This window comes from Acidiluteibacter sp. (assembly GCF_055129545.1).
On the sequence record NZ_JBSRUB010000032.1, the window covers coordinates 58,848 to 76,190 of the forward strand.

At 35.7% G+C, this 17,343-nt stretch carries 20 protein-coding genes; 6 read left to right on the forward strand and 14 right to left on the reverse strand.

The annotated features are described in order from the left end of the window. Position 1: 1 nt before the first annotated feature. Both ACTB0X_RS15480 and ACTB0X_RS15485 read right to left on the reverse strand, forming a co-directional pair. On the reverse strand, positions 2–1,060 hold the full coding sequence (locus ACTB0X_RS15480; RefSeq protein ID WP_463025936.1) for a class I fructose-bisphosphate aldolase: 1,059 nt from the start codon (positions 1,058–1,060) through the stop codon (positions 2–4). A 110-nt stretch (positions 1,061–1,170) separates the two neighbouring features. Next, positions 1,171–2,190: a threonine aldolase family protein gene (locus ACTB0X_RS15485; protein WP_463025937.1), complete on the reverse strand. Its 1,020-nt coding sequence runs from the start codon at positions 2,188–2,190 to the stop codon at positions 1,171–1,173. Positions 2,191–2,231: 41 nt separating this feature from the next. Here ACTB0X_RS15485 and ACTB0X_RS15490 point away from each other — a divergent pair, with 41 nt between their 5' ends. Beyond that, positions 2,232–2,942, forward strand: a complete 711-nt coding sequence (locus ACTB0X_RS15490) for a porin family protein (protein WP_463025938.1) — start codon at positions 2,232–2,234, stop codon at positions 2,940–2,942. 2 nt (positions 2,943–2,944) lie between these two features. On the opposite strand, the gene ACTB0X_RS15495 is transcribed toward ACTB0X_RS15490, so the two are convergent. Next, positions 2,945–3,250, reverse strand: a complete 306-nt coding sequence (locus tag ACTB0X_RS15495) for a YbaB/EbfC family nucleoid-associated protein (RefSeq protein WP_463025939.1) — start codon at positions 3,248–3,250, stop codon at positions 2,945–2,947. A 3-nt stretch (positions 3,251–3,253) separates the two neighbouring features. Beyond that, a complete protein-coding gene (locus ACTB0X_RS15500; protein ID WP_463025940.1) occupies positions 3,254–3,433 on the reverse strand; it encodes a hypothetical protein in 180 nt (59 codons plus the stop codon). A 74-nt stretch (positions 3,434–3,507) separates the two neighbouring features. Here ACTB0X_RS15500 and ACTB0X_RS15505 point away from each other — a divergent pair, with 74 nt between their 5' ends. Then, the gene (locus tag ACTB0X_RS15505; RefSeq protein WP_463025941.1) at positions 3,508–4,689 is read left to right on the forward strand and encodes a GlmU family protein; all 1,182 of its coding nucleotides are present in this window, start codon (positions 3,508–3,510) and stop codon (positions 4,687–4,689) included. A 124-nt stretch (positions 4,690–4,813) separates the two neighbouring features. Then, positions 4,814–7,258, forward strand: a complete 2,445-nt coding sequence (gene lon, locus ACTB0X_RS15510; protein ID WP_463025942.1) for an endopeptidase La — start codon at positions 4,814–4,816, stop codon at positions 7,256–7,258. 418 nt (positions 7,259–7,676) lie between these two features. On the opposite strand, the gene ACTB0X_RS15515 is transcribed toward lon, so the two are convergent. The 7 genes from ACTB0X_RS15515 to ACTB0X_RS15545 are packed head-to-tail and all read right to left on the reverse strand — an operon-like array spanning position 7,677 to position 13,427. Beyond that, on the reverse strand, positions 7,677–8,231 hold the full coding sequence (locus ACTB0X_RS15515; RefSeq protein WP_463025943.1) for a KdsC family phosphatase: 555 nt from the start codon (positions 8,229–8,231) through the stop codon (positions 7,677–7,679). After that, entirely contained in the window at positions 8,228–9,019 is a 792-nt protein-coding gene (locus tag ACTB0X_RS15520) for a Rossmann-like and DUF2520 domain-containing protein (protein ID WP_463025944.1), read from the reverse strand. The genes ACTB0X_RS15515 and ACTB0X_RS15520 overlap by 4 nt, the downstream gene beginning before the upstream one ends. A gap of 6 nt (positions 9,020–9,025) precedes the next feature. Continuing rightward, complete coding sequence (ccsA, locus tag ACTB0X_RS15525) at positions 9,026–11,449, reverse strand: cytochrome c biogenesis protein CcsA (protein WP_463025945.1); 2,424 nt, start codon at positions 11,447–11,449, stop codon at positions 9,026–9,028. Between the two features lie 9 nt (positions 11,450–11,458). Beyond that, positions 11,459–11,866 carry a cytochrome c maturation protein CcmE domain-containing protein gene (locus ACTB0X_RS15530; RefSeq protein WP_463025946.1) on the reverse strand — a complete coding sequence of 136 codons (408 nt, stop codon included), beginning with the start codon at positions 11,864–11,866 and terminating at the stop codon, positions 11,459–11,461. 11 nt (positions 11,867–11,877) lie between these two features. Next, positions 11,878–12,081 (reverse strand): CcmD family protein, encoded by a 204-nt coding sequence (locus ACTB0X_RS15535; RefSeq protein ID WP_463025947.1) that lies wholly within the window; start codon positions 12,079–12,081, stop codon positions 11,878–11,880. Positions 12,082–12,083: 2 nt separating this feature from the next. Beyond that, positions 12,084–12,731: a cytochrome c biogenesis protein gene (locus tag ACTB0X_RS15540; protein ID WP_463025948.1), complete on the reverse strand. Its 648-nt coding sequence runs from the start codon at positions 12,729–12,731 to the stop codon at positions 12,084–12,086. Positions 12,732–12,770: 39 nt separating this feature from the next. Continuing rightward, a complete protein-coding gene (locus ACTB0X_RS15545) occupies positions 12,771–13,427 on the reverse strand; it encodes a heme exporter protein CcmB (RefSeq protein WP_463025949.1) in 657 nt (218 codons plus the stop codon). 89 nt (positions 13,428–13,516) lie between these two features. On the opposite strand from ACTB0X_RS15545, the gene ACTB0X_RS15550 reads away from it, so the two are divergent. Then, entirely contained in the window at positions 13,517–14,065 is a 549-nt protein-coding gene (locus ACTB0X_RS15550) for a glutathione peroxidase (protein ID WP_463025950.1), read from the forward strand. A 6-nt stretch (positions 14,066–14,071) separates the two neighbouring features. Continuing rightward, positions 14,072–14,788 carry a bacillithiol biosynthesis deacetylase BshB1 gene (gene bshB1 / locus ACTB0X_RS15555; RefSeq protein WP_463025951.1) on the forward strand — a complete coding sequence of 239 codons (717 nt, stop codon included), beginning with the start codon at positions 14,072–14,074 and terminating at the stop codon, positions 14,786–14,788. Here the strand turns inward: bshB1 and ACTB0X_RS15560 are convergent. Beyond that, complete coding sequence (locus ACTB0X_RS15560; RefSeq protein WP_463025952.1) at positions 14,785–15,714, reverse strand: GNAT family N-acetyltransferase; 930 nt, start codon at positions 15,712–15,714, stop codon at positions 14,785–14,787. The genes bshB1 and ACTB0X_RS15560 overlap by 4 nt on opposite strands. Before the next feature lie 148 nt (positions 15,715–15,862). Between ACTB0X_RS15560 and ACTB0X_RS15565 the strand changes: the two genes are divergently transcribed. Continuing rightward, the gene (locus ACTB0X_RS15565; RefSeq protein WP_463025953.1) at positions 15,863–16,336 is read left to right on the forward strand and encodes a DUF4293 domain-containing protein; all 474 of its coding nucleotides are present in this window, start codon (positions 15,863–15,865) and stop codon (positions 16,334–16,336) included. Here ACTB0X_RS15565 and ACTB0X_RS15570 read toward each other — a convergent pair. Together ACTB0X_RS15570 and ACTB0X_RS15575 are read right to left on the reverse strand one after the other, a co-directional pair. After that, positions 16,333–16,965 (reverse strand): WbqC family protein, encoded by a 633-nt coding sequence (locus tag ACTB0X_RS15570; RefSeq protein ID WP_463025954.1) that lies wholly within the window; start codon positions 16,963–16,965, stop codon positions 16,333–16,335. The two genes, ACTB0X_RS15565 and ACTB0X_RS15570, sit on opposite strands and share 4 nt — an antisense overlap. Next, on the reverse strand, positions 16,965–17,342 hold the full coding sequence (locus tag ACTB0X_RS15575; protein ID WP_463025955.1) for a Rid family detoxifying hydrolase: 378 nt from the start codon (positions 17,340–17,342) through the stop codon (positions 16,965–16,967). Before ACTB0X_RS15575 ends, ACTB0X_RS15570 begins: the two co-directional genes overlap by 1 nt. Position 17,343 lies beyond the last annotated feature (1 nt).

A 17,343-nucleotide genomic window follows, 5' to 3' on the forward strand; every position in this document is an offset into this window, starting at 1 on the left:
TTTAGCTTATTGTGATTTCTTTCGCAAGGTAAACATCTTGGATGGCATTCAATAATTGAATGCCTTCGTTAACTGGTTTTTGAAAGGCTTTTCTTCCCGAAATCAATCCGTGTCCACCTGCTTTTTTGTTGATTACAGCGGTAGTTACAGCTTCTGATAAATCCGAAGCTCCTGCCGATGCACCACCTGAATTAATTAATCCATTTCGTCCCATATAACAATTAGCTACTTGGTAACGACATAAATCAATTGGGTGATCAGTTGTTAATTCAGAATAAACGTTTTTATGTGTTTTACCAAAATTAATGGCATTATAACCGCCATTATTGGTTGGTAATTTTTGCTTGATAATATCTGCTTGAATAGTCACACCCAAATGATTTGCTTGAGCAGTTAAGTCAGCAGCAGTGTGGTAGTCTACTCCGTCTTTTTTGAAACCTGAGTTTCTTAGGTAGCACCATAAAATAGTCGCCATACCCAATTCGTGAGCTCTTTCAAATGCCTGGGCAATTTCTACGATTTGTCGGTTACTGTCGTCAGATCCGAAATAAATAGTAGCTCCAACAGCTGTAGCTCCTAAGTTCCATGCTTCATCTACAGAACCAAAAGAGATCTGAGAATACGTTTCTGGATAGGTTAAAAATTCATTGTGGTTTAATTTTACAATAAATGGTATTTTGTGCGCATATTTTCTTGAACAAGAAGCCAATACTCCAAAGGTAGATGCTACTGCATTACAGCCACCGTCCATTGCTAATTTGATAATATTCTCAGGATCAAAATAAATAGGGTTTGGTGCAAATGAAGCTCCAGCTGAATGTTCGATTCCTTGATCAACAGGTAAAATAGAAACATAACCAGTATTTGCCAATCGTCCATGTCCGTATAATGCTGCTAAGCTTCTCAAAACCTGTGGACTTCTGTTGGTGTCCTTAAACACATTATCGATAAAGTCAGCACCTGGTAAGTGTAGCATATCTTTACTGATGGTCTTGCAATTATGATTCAGTAAATAGTCTGATTCTTTACCTAGTAAGTCTACAATATTGTTATAGGACATTTTGTTTCTTTTTATAAATTGATAATATACTGGAGGACAAAACTAATAAAATTATAAAAGATGTCACTTTTGTTGTACTCCTAAATTTCGTGATTTATCAACCATTTGTTCTACTTAATTTTCTGCATGGCTTTTTCAAATTCTTGGAGCACATTTTTAGGCAAGTTTAAATGGGTAACGAATCGAATTTGATTATGTCCCATTTGTACTGCAAGTATTCCATTTTCCTTTAGTTGGCTCAAAAAATCAACTGTAGTGATTCGATCAGAATGAACAAATATGACAATGTTAGTTTCTACTTTTAGAACATGCTCTACCAAAGGATGACCGTTTACAATTTCGGCTAATTGTATGGCCAATTGGTGATCTTCCCTCAATCGTTCGACATTATTTTTGAGCGCAAACAATCCTGCGGCAGCTAAAAAACCTGCTTGTCGCATTCCACCTCCCAATATCTTTCTAATTCTTCTCGATTTTTTAATGAATGAATGATTTCCTAATAATAAAGAACCAACCGGAGCACCCAAACCTTTCGAAAGACAGATTGAAATTGAATCGAATTGTTCGCCATAATCTTTTGGTGTTTGTTCTGTTTCGACGATGGCATTGAATAATCGAGCTCCATCTAAATGAAAAGGAAGTTGATGTTGCTGACAAAGTGCGGCTATCTTTTTTATTTCCTCGAAATCATAAATACTTCCTCCGCCTTTATTGCAGGTGTTTTCTATCGAGACTAATTGTGTGGGTGGTGCATGAACATCATCTGGATTTATATTTTGAGCAATATTTTCAGCTGTAATTCTGCCACGATCTCCATCCAATAATCGAGTGGATAATCCTGAATTGAAACCAATTCCTCCTCCTTCATATCGATATATATGCGCAATGTCGCTGCAGATCACTTCTCCGGGACTATTGGTATGCACTTTTATAGCAATTTGATTGGTCATTGTGCCAGAAGGACAGAATAAAGCTGCTTCCATTCCAAATAAATCGGCAGCATAAGTTTCTAGATCAATTATTGTTGGGTCATCACCCAATACATCGTCACCCACTTTAGCTTGCATCATTGCGGTTAACATTGATGGGGTTGGTTGAGTTACTGTATCACTTCGAAGATCAATTATCATATATTTGTGGTCTTATTTTTCTAATGGCCAATTTACGACCTATGCGATTAATTACCTTCCTTGCTTTGTTTTTATTTCTTTCAACTGCATTTGCTCAGGAGGAAAGAGTTGATGAATACAATCGGAACCTTGATGATCTAACCATGCCTAAAAAAGGACCCAATAAGGCAAAGTACACCCACGCTTTTTTAGCATATGGATTTATAATTGGCGCTTCTGAGGGAGATAGTAGCGCTATTAAATACGGTAACTCAACTACTTTTAGTGTTGGAATTCGTTCAAAGTACAGATTGTCGAAGTTTTATGAATTGGGATATGAAGTTTCTTATTTAAGAACCCGATATATTCCAGTTCAAGATTCGTTGAAAAATTTACCAAATGCGGTGCAACACGATATGGAAATGTTGGCAAACAACGCCTTAGAAGTAGTTTTCTTTAATCGATTCAAACTAAAAAATAAAGACCATTCCGCTGGAATTTTCATCGACCTTGGTGCCTATGCGAATTGGAATTACAGGAATGTGCATTACACTAAAGACGAAGATATTACTCCAGGTTCAGGAAGAACTGTTGTGAAAAATTATTTCCTCGATTATATGAACGACTATGCCTATGGTGTGTCTGCTCGATTGGGTTTCAATCGATTTGCTATTGATTTCAGGTATCGTTTGTCTGATGTTTTTGACTCTAAAGCAACGTATGGTGAATTGCCCAATATGGTAATTGGATTGCAATTGGGATTGCATCAATAGTCTTACATCCCCATTCCTGGCAACATTCCTTTTGCAACTCCTGCCATTTCGGCATTGGAAACATTTTCTGCTTTTTCGATGGCTTTATTAATGGCTACGATCATTAAATCTTCAATTTGCTCTTTATCGCCCTCAGCCATTAAGCTGTCTGCAATGGTAATAGAAGTTACTTTTTTATTGGCTGTAGCCACTACTTTTATTAGCCCACTTTCAGCTTCTCCTTCAACACTAATCGTATCTAATCTTTTTTTAATTTCTTCGGTTTGTTGCTGCATTTCTTTCAGCTTACCCATCATATCTCCAAACATATTCTAATCTTTTTTTTCAAATTTTTTATTGATAACATACATAGAAACTAGCCACATTGCACATGCAATTATCGCCACATATCTGGTCACATCACTTTCCTCACCAAAGATAAAAAAGCTAATTCCGATGATGCCAAACAGTATAATGGCGACAATTCCTTTGACTTGATCTTTTCTGTACATGCGGCAAATTTAGTAAACTCTTCGTGGATTAATACGCTTCCATTTTCACTACTTTTGACTTTAAATATCCAGAAATGATGAATGTAATTTTATTTGACGATCATTACCGAACTGATTTAATGCCGTTTACTTTTACAAGACCTGCGGCAAATATTCGAATCGGTATTGATACAATAGCTGAAAAGTGGGAAAGGCTGTTAAATACGACTGTTTCCTATTTAACAGCTGATTATTTATCAAATAAGTATACAACATCGTTTGCAGAAACTAACCTCTATATAAACGGTCGGTTTTTGCCTAATCCAGATTTAATCAAAGAAATTGAAGAATTGGGGCATGAAGTAGCCTTATTTGTTAACGACGAATTGATTGCCTTTAAGTCTACTCAAAAATTTACTTTTACAAGTATTCAGGAAGTGGAGGGAACAAAACTGTGTTCAGTAGAATCGATCTCTATCCAACATTGGTCGTCGATTTTTAAAAATAATGGATCAGCATTGAATCAAGACTTTCAGGAAATTACCCGAGGCCGAAAAAGTCAACCCATTGATGCATCAAATACAGTGTTAGGTGATGCGGATTTGATATTCTTAGAAGAAGGAGCAGAGTTAGAAGCAGCAATCTTGAATACTAAAAATGGCCCGATTTATATAGGTAAGGACGCTGAAATTATGGAAGGCAGTATCGTAAGAGGACCTTTTGCGATGAACGAACATGCTACCTTAAAATGTGCCACTAAAATTTATGGTCCAACTACAATTGGGCCTCACTGCAAGGTAGGAGGAGAGGTAAATAATTCGGTAATATTTGGCTATTCTAATAAAGGTCATGAAGGATTCTTGGGAAATTCAGTAATTGGAGAATGGTGCAACTTAGGAGCAGATACGAATAATTCGAATTTAAAAAATAATTATGGTTCAGTGAGTTGTTGGAACTATTCTACGGATCAATTTGAAGATACTGGCTTGCAGTTTTGTGGATTGGCGATGGGCGACCATTCTAAAAGTGGCATCAATACAATGTTCAATACCGGAACCGTGGTTGGCGTTTGTGCCAATGTTTTTGGTGGTGGATTTCCTTTGAAACACATTCCAAGTTTTAGTTGGGGAGGAAGCGAAGGCTTCGAAACTTTCCGATTGGAAAAAGCATTTGAAGTTGGCCAACGAATGATGGAGCGCAGAGGAATCAACTTAGATGAAACAGATCAATCCATTTTAACGGCAATTTTTAATCAAACAGCTGAATATCGAGATTAATAAATTGACAGAATTGCCGATTGCTGAAATTGGCACAACCCTTGAAATAACCCACCCCTGAATTAAAATTGGTAACCATCGAAAGATCGTCTGCCATTTTGACTAAAAAACGAGAGGAGATAAGATGAAGAATAGCTTTAATTTCGATCACTTACATTTTTCTGGAATGATCGATGATGAGACAGAATTTATACCATTGATGACATCGGAAGACGAAGAGAATATGAACTCTGAGGAAACTCCTGATGAACTGCCAATTTTACCTTTGAAAAATACAGTACTTTTTCCAGGTGTTGTGATTCCAATTACAGTTGGAAGAGACAAATCCATTAAATTGATTCAAGATGCCAATAAGGGTGACAAAACCATTGGAGTAGTGGCTCAATTGGATGATAAGATTGAAGATCCAGTATTCGAACAAATGAATAAAGTTGGAACGGTAGCGAAGATTTTGAAAATGTTCCGCATGCCTGATGGAAACACCACGGTGATCATCCAAGGTAAAAAACGATTTCAAATTGTAGAATTGACTGCCAACGAACCTTATCACAGGGCAAAAGTAGAAGCGTATGAAGTAGCAGATGTGCCAACGGATCAATCTTTTAATGCGTTAATAGATTCTATCAAAGATATGTCGTTGCGAATTATTGATAATTCACCAAACTTGCCTTCTGAAGCTTCATTTGCAATTAAAAATATTGAGAGCCCATCGTTCTTGATCAATTTTATTGCGAGTAATATGAATGCAACAGTGGCGCAAAAGCAACATATACTTTCTGAGAAAGATACCAAGGAGCGCTCCCTGATGTTGTTGACGCATTTGTCGAAAGACTTACAACTATTGGAGTTGAAAAACGACATTCAGAGTAAGGTAAAAACAGACATCGATAAACAGCAGAAGGAATATTTCTTGCACCAACAAATGAAGATGATTCAAGAGGAGTTAGGCGGAAATCCTCAAGAACAAGAAGTGTCGGAGTATAAGAAAAAGGCACTGAAGAAGAAATGGACGAAAGAAGTAAAAGAACGTTTTGAGAAAGAGTTGGGAAAACTTCAACGTATGAATTCTTCTTCTGCTGAGTATTCCGTTCAAGTCAATTACGTGGAAACACTATTGGATTTACCTTGGAGCGAGTATACAAAAGATAAATTCGACCTAAAGAAGGCACAAAAAGTATTGGACAGAGATCACTTCGGATTGAAAGAAGTGAAGAAAAGGATCATTGAGCATTTAGCTGTTTTAAAGCTAAAAGGCGATATGAAATCTCCTATTCTATGTTTATACGGACCTCCCGGAGTTGGTAAAACCTCTTTGGGTAAATCAGTGGCTGAAGCATTGGGGAGAAAATATGTTCGCATGTCATTGGGTGGTTTGAGAGACGAGGCTGAATTGAGAGGACACCGAAAAACATACATCGGTGCGATGCCTGGACGAGTATTACAAAGTTTAAAAAAGGCCAAGACTTCGAATCCGGTGTTTGTATTGGATGAAATTGATAAGTTAGGTTCTGACCATCATGGAGACCCATCTTCAGCTATGTTAGAAGTGTTGGATCCTGAGCAAAATAGTACTTTCTATGACAATTTTATAGAAATGGATTATGACTTGTCTAAGATATTGTTCATCGCTACAGCAAATAGTTTAAGTACGATACAACCGGCATTAAGAGACCGAATGGAGATCATTGAAATCAATGGTTATACAGTTGAGGAAAAGATCGAGATTGCTAAAAAGCATTTAATTCCAGGGTTGTTAGAATCTCATGGAATTAAAAAAGCAGATGTCGTGATCTCGAAAGAAATCATTGAAAAGGTATGTGAAGAATACACGAGAGAGTCTGGTGTTCGAGGGTTAGAGAAAAAGTTGGCAAGTATCGTTCGTTATGCAGCTAAGTCAATTGCTCTAGAAGAAGAGTACAATCCAAAGATTTCGGTATCTGATTTACAATCTATTTTAGGGCCTGGTCATTCTAAAGATAAATACCAAGGAAACGATGTAGCCGGCGTGGTTACAGGATTAGCCTGGACTTCTGTGGGTGGTGATATTTTATTCATAGAAACGAGTTTGAGTAAAGGGAAAGGGAAATTTACCTTGACTGGAAACCTAGGGAATGTGATGAAAGAGTCAGCAACCTTGGCATTGGAATATTTAAAAGCACATTCAGAAGCATTAGACTTGGATGCTGAAGTATTCGAAAACTGGAATGTTCACTTACACGTGCCAGAAGGAGCAACTCCAAAAGATGGTCCATCGGCAGGTATTTCCATGATGACTGCTTTGGCATCTGCATTTACCCAGCGAAAAGTAAAGAAGAACCTAGCAATGACAGGTGAGATTACTTTAAGAGGTAGAGTATTGCCAGTAGGAGGAATCAAGGAAAAGATTTTAGCTGCTAAGCGTGCTGATATTAAAGAGATCATTTTGTCGATAGACAATAAGAAAGACATTGATGAAATTGATGCTGCTTATTTAAAAGGGTTAAAGTTTCATTATGTTACAGAAATGATTGAAGTAATTGATTTGGCATTATTGAAAACAAAAGTAGATAACCCGATTAAGATTAGTTAAGTAGAGAGTGTATAAAATTGAAAAACCTCATTCCTATATAGGAATGAGGTTTTTTTTATAACTTTAAGAAGACTAGTCGTAGTTATCGTTTAGTATAAAACTGTCCTTTTCAGTACTAGTCAATTTAAATTCAGTCCTTGGTTAGTTAAAACTAATTGTAGTAGAATGGCCACTCCTAAAATCAAAATTTAGGCGCTTTTTACTATTACTTAATTCATATAAAAAATAGTTGTTTGACCATCAGAAATATCAATGCTAAATGATTCTTCATTTCATCAATGGTTCAATACTACCATTGTCATCATTCTCTTTTCGTAGGAGGAAATTAAACTCATCGATTAAATTATGGTGAATAGAACGAACTTAAGTATTAGTTTTCAATATAATAATAGGTCGGATAGGCTGAATCTTCAATTTATCACCAACCAAATTGTTCTCCAATACCTTCAGCTTTTTCTCCAAAGTTGGCAACATTGAACCACTTGTCTTGTACCTTTAATGTTTGTTCCAAGATGTCTCTAATACAACCTTCTCCGCCATTTTTAGGAGAAACATAATGAGAAATGGCTTTTATTTCTTCTGCTGCATCTGAAGGACTACAAGCAATACCAACGGCCCTCATCACTTCAAAGTCGGGGATATCATCACCTACATAAAGGACATTCTCTGCTTTAATATTTCTTTCTTTAAGGCAGTTGTTAAATACCGCCATTTTGTCTTTACATCCCAAATTGACGTGTTCGATACCTAAGCCATTTAATCGTTTACGAACAGATTCTGAGGTGCCTCCTGAAATGATTTCAATGTGGTAGCCCAATTTAACTGCTAATTGTAAAATATAACCATCCTTGATATTGAATTTCCTGATTTGATCACCATCAGGCATCACTAGAACTGAACCATCCGTCAGAACGCCGTCTACATCTAAAATAAACGCAGAGATATTTTTCAACGATTGCTTGAAATTGCTCATTTCTTATGGCTTTTAGTAAGGCTCTCACTTAACAACGCGTACACTTGTTGGAAATCCTTTTTTCCCTTTAGAAACTCCAAGTGATTCGCTATAATTTTTTGGTCGTTTCGAGAAGCAGGACCTGTTTGAGCCTCAAAAGGAGTAGAACTGTCTAGTTTTTCGACTGTTCTTTTTATTAACGGCTTTATGAGTTCAAAAGAAATGTTTTCATCTTCTAAAATTTGTTGAGAGATATTAAACATATAGTTGCTGAAGTTATTAGCAAATACAGCTGCTACATGCAACGCTTTTCTTTTCTCAGAGTCCAATAAAAATACCTTCTTAGAAATGCTACTCGCAATTTCGATCAATTCATTTTCAATTTTCTTATTCGGTGCTTCCAAACTTATAGGGATTGGCAACAAGCTTTCTATGTCATGTTTTGAAAAGGTTTGTAAAGGATAAAATATACCGTATTGCTTATAATTGTTATCCTTAAAAATAGAAAGAGGTGTAGTCCCTGATGTATGAACAATTAGTTTGTCCTTTATTTTTAATTGCTCTAAAATTGAATAAATCGAATCATCATGAATAGCTACAATGATCAAATCAGTTTTATCAGTTAAATCAGATAGTTTCGTTGTGAAATCACAATTGAAAGCATGTCCTAAAATCATCGCACTTTGGTGACTTCGACTAAAAACTTGATGAATAATGTGTCCTTTTGCTTTTAAAGCCGCTCCAAGATTAGTTGCAACATTCCCTGCTCCAATCAATGTAATCCGCCTCTTTTTAAATGGTATAACCATGATTTTCTAAGATTTTAATTTAGGATAACGAACCCGATTTATTACTGCAATTATACTACCAATTGTCATAATAATGCAACCCAACCAAAGAATATTAATATAAGGGAAAACAATGGCTTGCATGATGATAAAGTCAGAGGCATTGGATGTTTTCTCTTGTTTGAAAATAGTAAACTCTCCAGTTTCTGTATTGATATTTTTAAAGTTGAATTTCAGTCCTAAATTTTCTACTTCCGAAGGGATACTAAACAGCCTGTTTTGACGGATCACTAGAATCGGTTTAGCCTGAAAAGACTGTCCTTTTACATTCATTGCTTCCAAGTTCAAACCTACTGCGATATCAGTTGATTGAAGATTATTCGCTTCTAAATCAATTGAATTATCAATGCTTCTTACGATGATAATACTATTTGTTGCAAATAAAGTATCGCCAACTTGAACTAGATTGGTGTCTGGCTCTTCAAATGCCTCAGGATCTTCTAAAGAAGGATCATCCAGATCAGCGTAAGTAACATGTGTAAAAATATCCCTATTCCAAAAATGCTTAGTTGCAGGCTCAGGTACATTACCCATTTGTTCGTTCAATTGAACAAATGGACGCAATTGAAATTTGGTTTCATATTTACCATTATCGTCCAGCTGATAGTAGTTGATTTTATAATAAATGTTATGACCTTCTTTCTCTCGTCCATCATAGCTGATAAAATGATTGCCCATCAAAACAGTATCGCCTTTTATCAGCATAATGTTTTCTTTATTGGCATTCTCATTTTCATTCATTTTAATCTCGATGCCCGAATTATTGACTGATATAATTTGTTTATTTCCGGCAGAAATAAGTGCTCCAATTAATAATAATCCAAAACCCATATGAGCAATAGATGCTCCAGATTTCTTGACATTTCCTTTTAAGATTCTCAGCCAGTAATCTCCGTTTGCAACTACTGCATAAGTAGCTGCAAACATCAATAGTCCATGATAGTAATGTTGAAACTGCATTTGTGTAGCCACTACTATTGCAATAATCAATGAAATTATAGCCGAAAAAGCGGTCTCCTTAAAGAATTTCTTTCTATCCGTTTTCTTGTATTTTAGGTAATGTCCGATTCCAACGAATAATGCTACCAAAGTAGCTAAAGGCAATTGCCAAGAATTGTAATGAGCATTAGCTTCAGTTGGCGGAGCCATATTGGTTCCGAAAATTGCATTGATTACAGGAATACTTGTTGAAAAAGTAATCTGAAAACTAGAGATTAATAGCACTAATGCGCCTAAAAACATCCAAAATTCTCTGGACCACAAGTCTTCTTCTTTTTGCTGTCTTGGCAAACTTTTGTACCGCATCACCAAAAGGGTTACTGCTCCAATAAGTAGCGCTAATAAAATGAATATCAATTGACCTGGTAGCCCATCAGCAAATGAATGCACCGAAGTTTCACCTAATATTCCACTCTTCGTTAAGTAGGAGGAATACATAATCAATAAGAAAGAGAATAATGCGAATAGATAAGTACTCAGCATAGAGTTTGGCTTCACCTTATTAATCAACATTAAGTGACCAGCGCCCACAAGAATTAGCCAAGGAACTAAAGAAGAGTTTTCAACAGGATCCCATGCCCAAAAGCCACCAAAACTTAAAGCTTCGTATGCCCATGCACCTCCCATCAGAACACCAAGACCAAGTATTGCAATTCCTGCAAAAGTCCAAGGAAGTGCAGGTTTTAACCATTCAGTATATTTTTTCCGCAATAAACTAGCAATTCCGAAAGCGAATGGAATAAGCGTTAACGCAAACCCCAAAAATAGGATAGGCGGGTGAATGGTCATCCAATAGTTTTGCAACAATGGATTTAGGCCAGTTCCTTCCACAAAATTCAAATATTCAGGATTCTGAACAAATGGCAAGTTAATCATGTCTGGGTGTTCTCTCAACAATACAAACGGATTACTTCCAACTTGAATATCGAATACATAAACGCCTAGTAACATGGACCCCAATAATAGCTGAACAGTTGAGACCACAGCCAATGTTCCTGCTTCCCATTCTTTAGCTGTTTTCATCAGAATCATTCCTAAAACAGCATGCCACAGCGACCACAGTAAAAAACTACCTTCTTGACCTTCCCAGAAACAAGAAAATACATAACGCATGGCTAAGTCAGAAGAAGAGTGTCGCCATACATAGTAGTATTCAAAATGGTGATTGAATAGCAAGTAGAATAAAACGGCAACAACTCCTATAATACTGACAACATGAATCGAAAAGAAGATTCTTCCCAATCTTTTCCAGTTGTCATCTTCTAATGAATTGTCATTGATTGATTTAAAATAAGAGAATGCAGCTAAAGTAGAGCAAACAAATGATAGGATGATTAATAAATTACCTAATTGACCAGAAATTATATTTTCTCCAATGTATTCAATATCCATTATATAGAGTTAAGAGTTTGCCTTCACTTCTGTGAATTCAGCATTGTTTCCATTGTTGTATTTTGACGGGCATTTCATTAGAATTTTGTTGGCATGAAATTCTCCATCTTCTAATTTGCCGGTTACCACTACCTGTTCTGATCGTTCAAAATCTTGTGGTTTAGCTCCATGGAAATACACTTTTTTCTCAATACCATTGTTGTCAACCATGTTGAAAGTAAAAAGCTCTACATTTACCTTGGGATCATAAGTAATGGCACTATTCTCGGCCAAGGTGCCTACTACTTGAAATTCTTTACCTGGATTGCTATCTACCACTGAAAATTCTGCATAAGTAGCTGCATCAGCAAGAGTGCTCAAAATAACGCCAATTGAGATGGCAACAATAACGATTCCTATAATGTGGATCTTCTTCATATCGAAATACTTTAATTTTCTTTTTCTAATCGACTTACTTTTCTGTCGATAGTAAATAAGTAAATGAAAAGGCCAACTAAAATCACTGCTAAAACTGCAACAACAACATAGATTTTACCCTCTGATCTCATTTGATCAGCCATTTCTATTGATTCTTGAGCGGATAAATAAAAGCTAGTAGAAATTGAAAATAGGGCAAGTAAAAACTTTTTCATCGTTATTTTTCTTTCAATTTATTAATTCGAATGTTGATGTTGGCAATCCATAAGGAAAGTAATATCCAGCCCAATACAGCAGGATAAAAAACCATCAACATATTTTTGTCTGTGTCGTATGAATTAAATCCTGGATTTCCCCCATTTCCTGGGTGCAATGAGTCATACATCCTTGGTAAAATACCAATGAATACAATTAACATCACAAAAGCAAAAATGTTATAAACGGCTGCAATTCTAGCCCGCTTTTGTTCTTCATCCATTGAATTTCTTAGAATCAAATAGGCAAAGTAGACTAACATTGTTATGGCAGAACCATTCAGTTTTACATCATTGGTCCAATAGGTTCCCCAAGTATATTTTGCCCAAATACTTCCTGTAATCAATCCAAGTATCCCAAAAACAACTCCGGTGTTCACCATCTGTTTGGCAATGATATCATGCCCCATGTCTGAACTTGATAAGTGTTTGATACTGTAAATTACAGAAATCAAAAACAAGAAAATCATAGTGAACCACATCGGGACGTGGAAATATAAATTTCGAATCGTTTCGTAAAGAATGACTTGTTTGGGAACTTCAATTAAAAAACCACCTATAACTGCGAACAGGAGAAGTATAAAAGCGAGTATTTTCCACCAATTTTTCATATCACTATTGGCCTTTTGAGCGGTATAAAAATGCTATTATTAAGCCCTCCAAAGGTACGGAAATAATATATATGACAAGGTGAGAATGACGATATTGATTAGGCCTAAAACCAATAAATAAATTCCACCTTCTTCAAAACCAAAGCCTACACTTGCCAAGGTAGAAACCTTAATAACTGTTAATAATAAAGGCAACATAATTGGGAAGCTCAAAACAGCCATCAATGTAGTATTGTTGTTTGTCTTTGAGGCGATTGCTGCTACAAATGTCAAGACTGTTGCAATGCCCATACTACCTAATATTAATCCTGAAATAAACAAGCCGGCACCTTCAATAGGATTTCCGATTAGCAAACTAAAAAAGGTGTAATGCACAATCCCTACAATTACAATCAATAACATATTGTAAATGGCTTTGGCAATAATGAGTGCTTGAGGGGAGGCTAACGAATAAATGTATAAAAAACGATTCTTTGACTCGTGCTGAAAACTTTTAGAAGTGGCATTGGTGGCAGAAAACAACAGTATAATCCAAAATAATGCATTCCAAGTCTTGGTATCATCCAACACATTAAAAATTAAATAGGCGACAAAAATGGTGGAGACAACGTACAACAAAATGCCATTAAGCGCGTAACGCTGACGATATTCCATTAAGAAATCTTTTTGAATAAGAGCTAAAATGTGTTTAATCACGTGGATTGTGGTATTTGTGCAAATTTATTCAATTGCTTTATCTTTGCCTAAACCTTTCGTCCATATTTCTGTTCCAAATAATAAAAACAATGAAAAAGCTATTCGTAATGATGTTGGTAATTTTACCAATGGTAGTAACCAATTTAAATGCACAAATGATGAATTTATACGATTTTAAAGTACAAGATATCAATGGAGATGATTTCGATTTATCTACATTGAAAGGTAAAAAGGTGTTAATAGTGAACACTGCCTCTGAGTGCGGTTTAACGCCACAATACGAAACGTTGGAGGAAGTTTATCAGCAATATGGAGGTGAAGACTTTACAATTATCGGATTTCCTGCAAACAATTTTGGTGCACAAGAGCCTGGAAGTAATGATGAGATTAAAGCATTTTGCAGTAAAAATTATGGTGTGACTTTTACTATGATGTCAAAAATTTCTGTGAAAGGGGATGATATTCATCCTTTGTATCAATGGTTGACTTTAAAAGAGAAGAATGGAGTAGAGGATGCGCCAGTATCTTGGAATTTTCAAAAATTCATGATTGATCAAAATGGCGACTATGTTGGTATGGTTAGTCCAAAGGAAAGTCCAGCATCTGAAGAAATTATTAATTGGATTGAAGGGAGATAAGAGAAGATGAAATTAGATATTTTAGCCATTGGGGTTCATCCTGATGACGTAGAATTAAGTGCTACAGGAACATTATTAAAATCGATTGCTCAAGGAAAAAAAGTGGGTATCTTGGATTTGACTCACGGTGAGCTAGGTACAAGGGGTAGTGGAGAGTTAAGATTGGTTGAGGCCACTAATTCTGCTAAAATTCAAGGAATAGATATTCGTGAGAATCTGGGAATGGCCGATGGCTTTTTCCAAAATGATAAAGTACATCAACTTCAAATTGCTCAAATACTTCGAAAGTATCAGCCAGATATTGTGTTGTCTAACGCGATTGAAGATCGCCATCCAGATCATGGTAGAGCGAATAGATTAATCTCTGAAGCGTGCTTTTATTCTGGATTGGTAAAAGTAGAGACATTTTTAGAAGGAGAAAAGCAACAACCATGGCGACCTAGAGCAATATACAACTACATTCAAGATAGATATTTAGATCCTGATTTTGTAGTCGACATTACTCCGTATATTGAAACCAAATTGGAGGCAATAATGGCATTTTCTTCTCAATTTTATGATCCAAATTCAAAAGAGCCAGAATCTCCAATTTCTTCTGAAAACTTCATAAAGCACATCAAAGGACGATGGGCTAATTTTGGTCGGTTGATAAATGTGGAATATGCAGAAGGGTTTACTGTTGAGCGTCCGATAGGGATAGATGATATTACGAAGTTGCTTTAGTATTTTTTGAGCAACGGTTTTAGTACCTTGGAAGAGATTTTTCTCACTTCAAAAAAAGGAGTGGGTGTGCCGCCGAAGCTAGCAAAATAGCGTTCAATTGCCTTTATCATACTCCCTTCAAAGTTGAATGGAAGTTGAAGCGTTTTTGCTTTTAAGATTGCCTCCCAAAGTAACCAACTCAATGCTCCTGAATTGCGGTATTCCGGATCTAAAGCTCCACAGGTGTAATACATCTGAGTATGATCCCAAGTTACTAGTAGACTAGCAATAACTTTTTCGCCATCTTTTACTTCAGTCAATTGTGCTTGATTGAGAGGGATCAATTTGCAGATCTGACTTAAATAATTAAAGTCGTAGGCCAAGGGTTCGGATGTCAATTCATTGTTCTTTTGTTTCAGCTGATATAAATCACTAACATCTGTTGATGTAGAAAATTGAAACGCATTTTTTGCCTTTCCGATTTCTTTTCGCAATGTATCTTTAAGGTCAGAGAATAATTCGCTTTCCGCTTTATTGGTAGAAAGAAGATAGGTATACCTTACTTTTAGGTCATATTCATTCCAATAAAAGGGCAATAAATAGGTTGTGTTTGAGTCAAACTGTCTAATGAAGAGGGAGTTATTTGGAATTTGATCAATAATTTCTTCTTGTGCCTTACGGTAAAAGGAAATGATTTTATCCATTTTAGCACCAGGTTGGGGGGAATAACCAATCCCTTGATAAGGAGTTAAAATAGGAGGGATGATTGCTGTTATTCCCATTTTTTTGCGAAAATGATAGGGAAAACAAGCTAAAACTTGACTCCCTTTTTTATACAATAAAACTTCCCAGTTAGATTTAACAACCGTTGCCCACCACCAATATGAATTAAAAAGAGGCAATTCATTGTGTTCACAGAAAATTTTAAATTCTTCTTTTGCCGTCATTAATCAGCGTGGTTTTTATTGTTTGTCACAAATCTACCTTTTTTTATGTCGTTCTATTCCTTATTTACTTAACGAGGTTTAACTATTTTTGGTGTTATTTTTTTGGCTCGATACAACCGATTGCAATAAAAACAATTATTTTTGAAGTATGATACAACGAATCCAGACCATATATTTATTAGTGGCAATTGCTATTAATGCATTTATATACAGCTTAACTTTAGCCACTTTTAATTATGAAAGTCTATCAAATGTCTTTTCAATGTTTGGTCTATTAGATCGAGAAACTGGTGAAATGCTTTTTGAAAACTGGCTGATACCTGTGTTGTCTATTTCATCGATATTAGTCAGTTTATTAGCGATATTTTTATTCAAGAAGCGGAGTTTACAAGTAAAAACAGCCCAATTGGCATTGTTTTTCCAAACAGCTTTTGTAGCGGCTATATTTTATTTTGTAGATCAGGTTTCCACTAAATTAGCCACTACTGCAAATTTTGAAGTTGAAGTGAATTATGAGACAGGTAGTTGGTTGGCATTATTTCCTTTTATTTTCTTATTTCTTGCTATCAAAGCAATCAAGAAGGACGAAAAATTAATCAGAGCTGCCGATCGGATTCGTTAACTCTTTAATGTCATTTGTTTCAAATGAGAAACACTTTCAGTACCCAGGTTAAAGATCACATCCAAAATACTGAGGTTTTTTTCGAATGGATGTTTGTCTGCAAACACTTGCAAGTAATTGGGTTGAATTATTTGATTGTGGATCACCTTGTTTTTTGGACTTATTTGAGTTCTAAAATCACTCCAATTAGTTGCTTCAATAGAGAGGTATTCAGTTGTCAACTTTCTTTCGATTTCTAACTTTAGAATTTTATCTATACATTCTTCAATTTCAAAATTTAGATCCAATAGATATTGGTGTTTTTTTAGATTGAAAAGTCGTTCAATTTTGTGATCATAAAATTCATAAAACGGTGACTTTTGATAAGCATTGGAAATCGTTCGCCAATGTACTTTTTGCCAGTCCTCAGCATGAGAAATTTTTATGTCCTTTGTGTATTGAAGATTTTTTCTGCTCTCCAATGGGATTGAAAGCATGAATATGCCATTTGCTGTCATGATGTAAGAACGATTCCGGAAAGTTTGTTTCGGAAAATGCTCAAACCCTTCAATCCAGATTTCATCAGTTTTTAAGTACTCGCTGTATTGAATAGCAGGAGGAAAATAGGAAGTTGCAAATATCGCTGGCATTAAATAATGGCTATGGCAGAAATTTCAACATTCACATCTTTAGGTAATCGAGAAACTTCTACTGTTTCTCTAGCAGGAAAGTCTGAAGTAAAATAGTGGGCATATACATCATTGATTGCTGCAAAATTATTCATATCAGCTACAAAAATGCTACACTTCACGATATTGCTATAGTCTGCACCAACTTCGTTCAATATTGCACCCAAATTATCCATTACCTTTTTAGTCTCTTTCTGGATACTTTCCATTTCTAATTCGCCAGTATTTGCATCTAATGCAATTTGTCCTGAAATGTATAAGGTGTTTTCAATTAATACAGCTTGACTATAAGGGCCTATTGGTGCTGGAGCATTTGCTGATTTGATGACTCTTTTCATA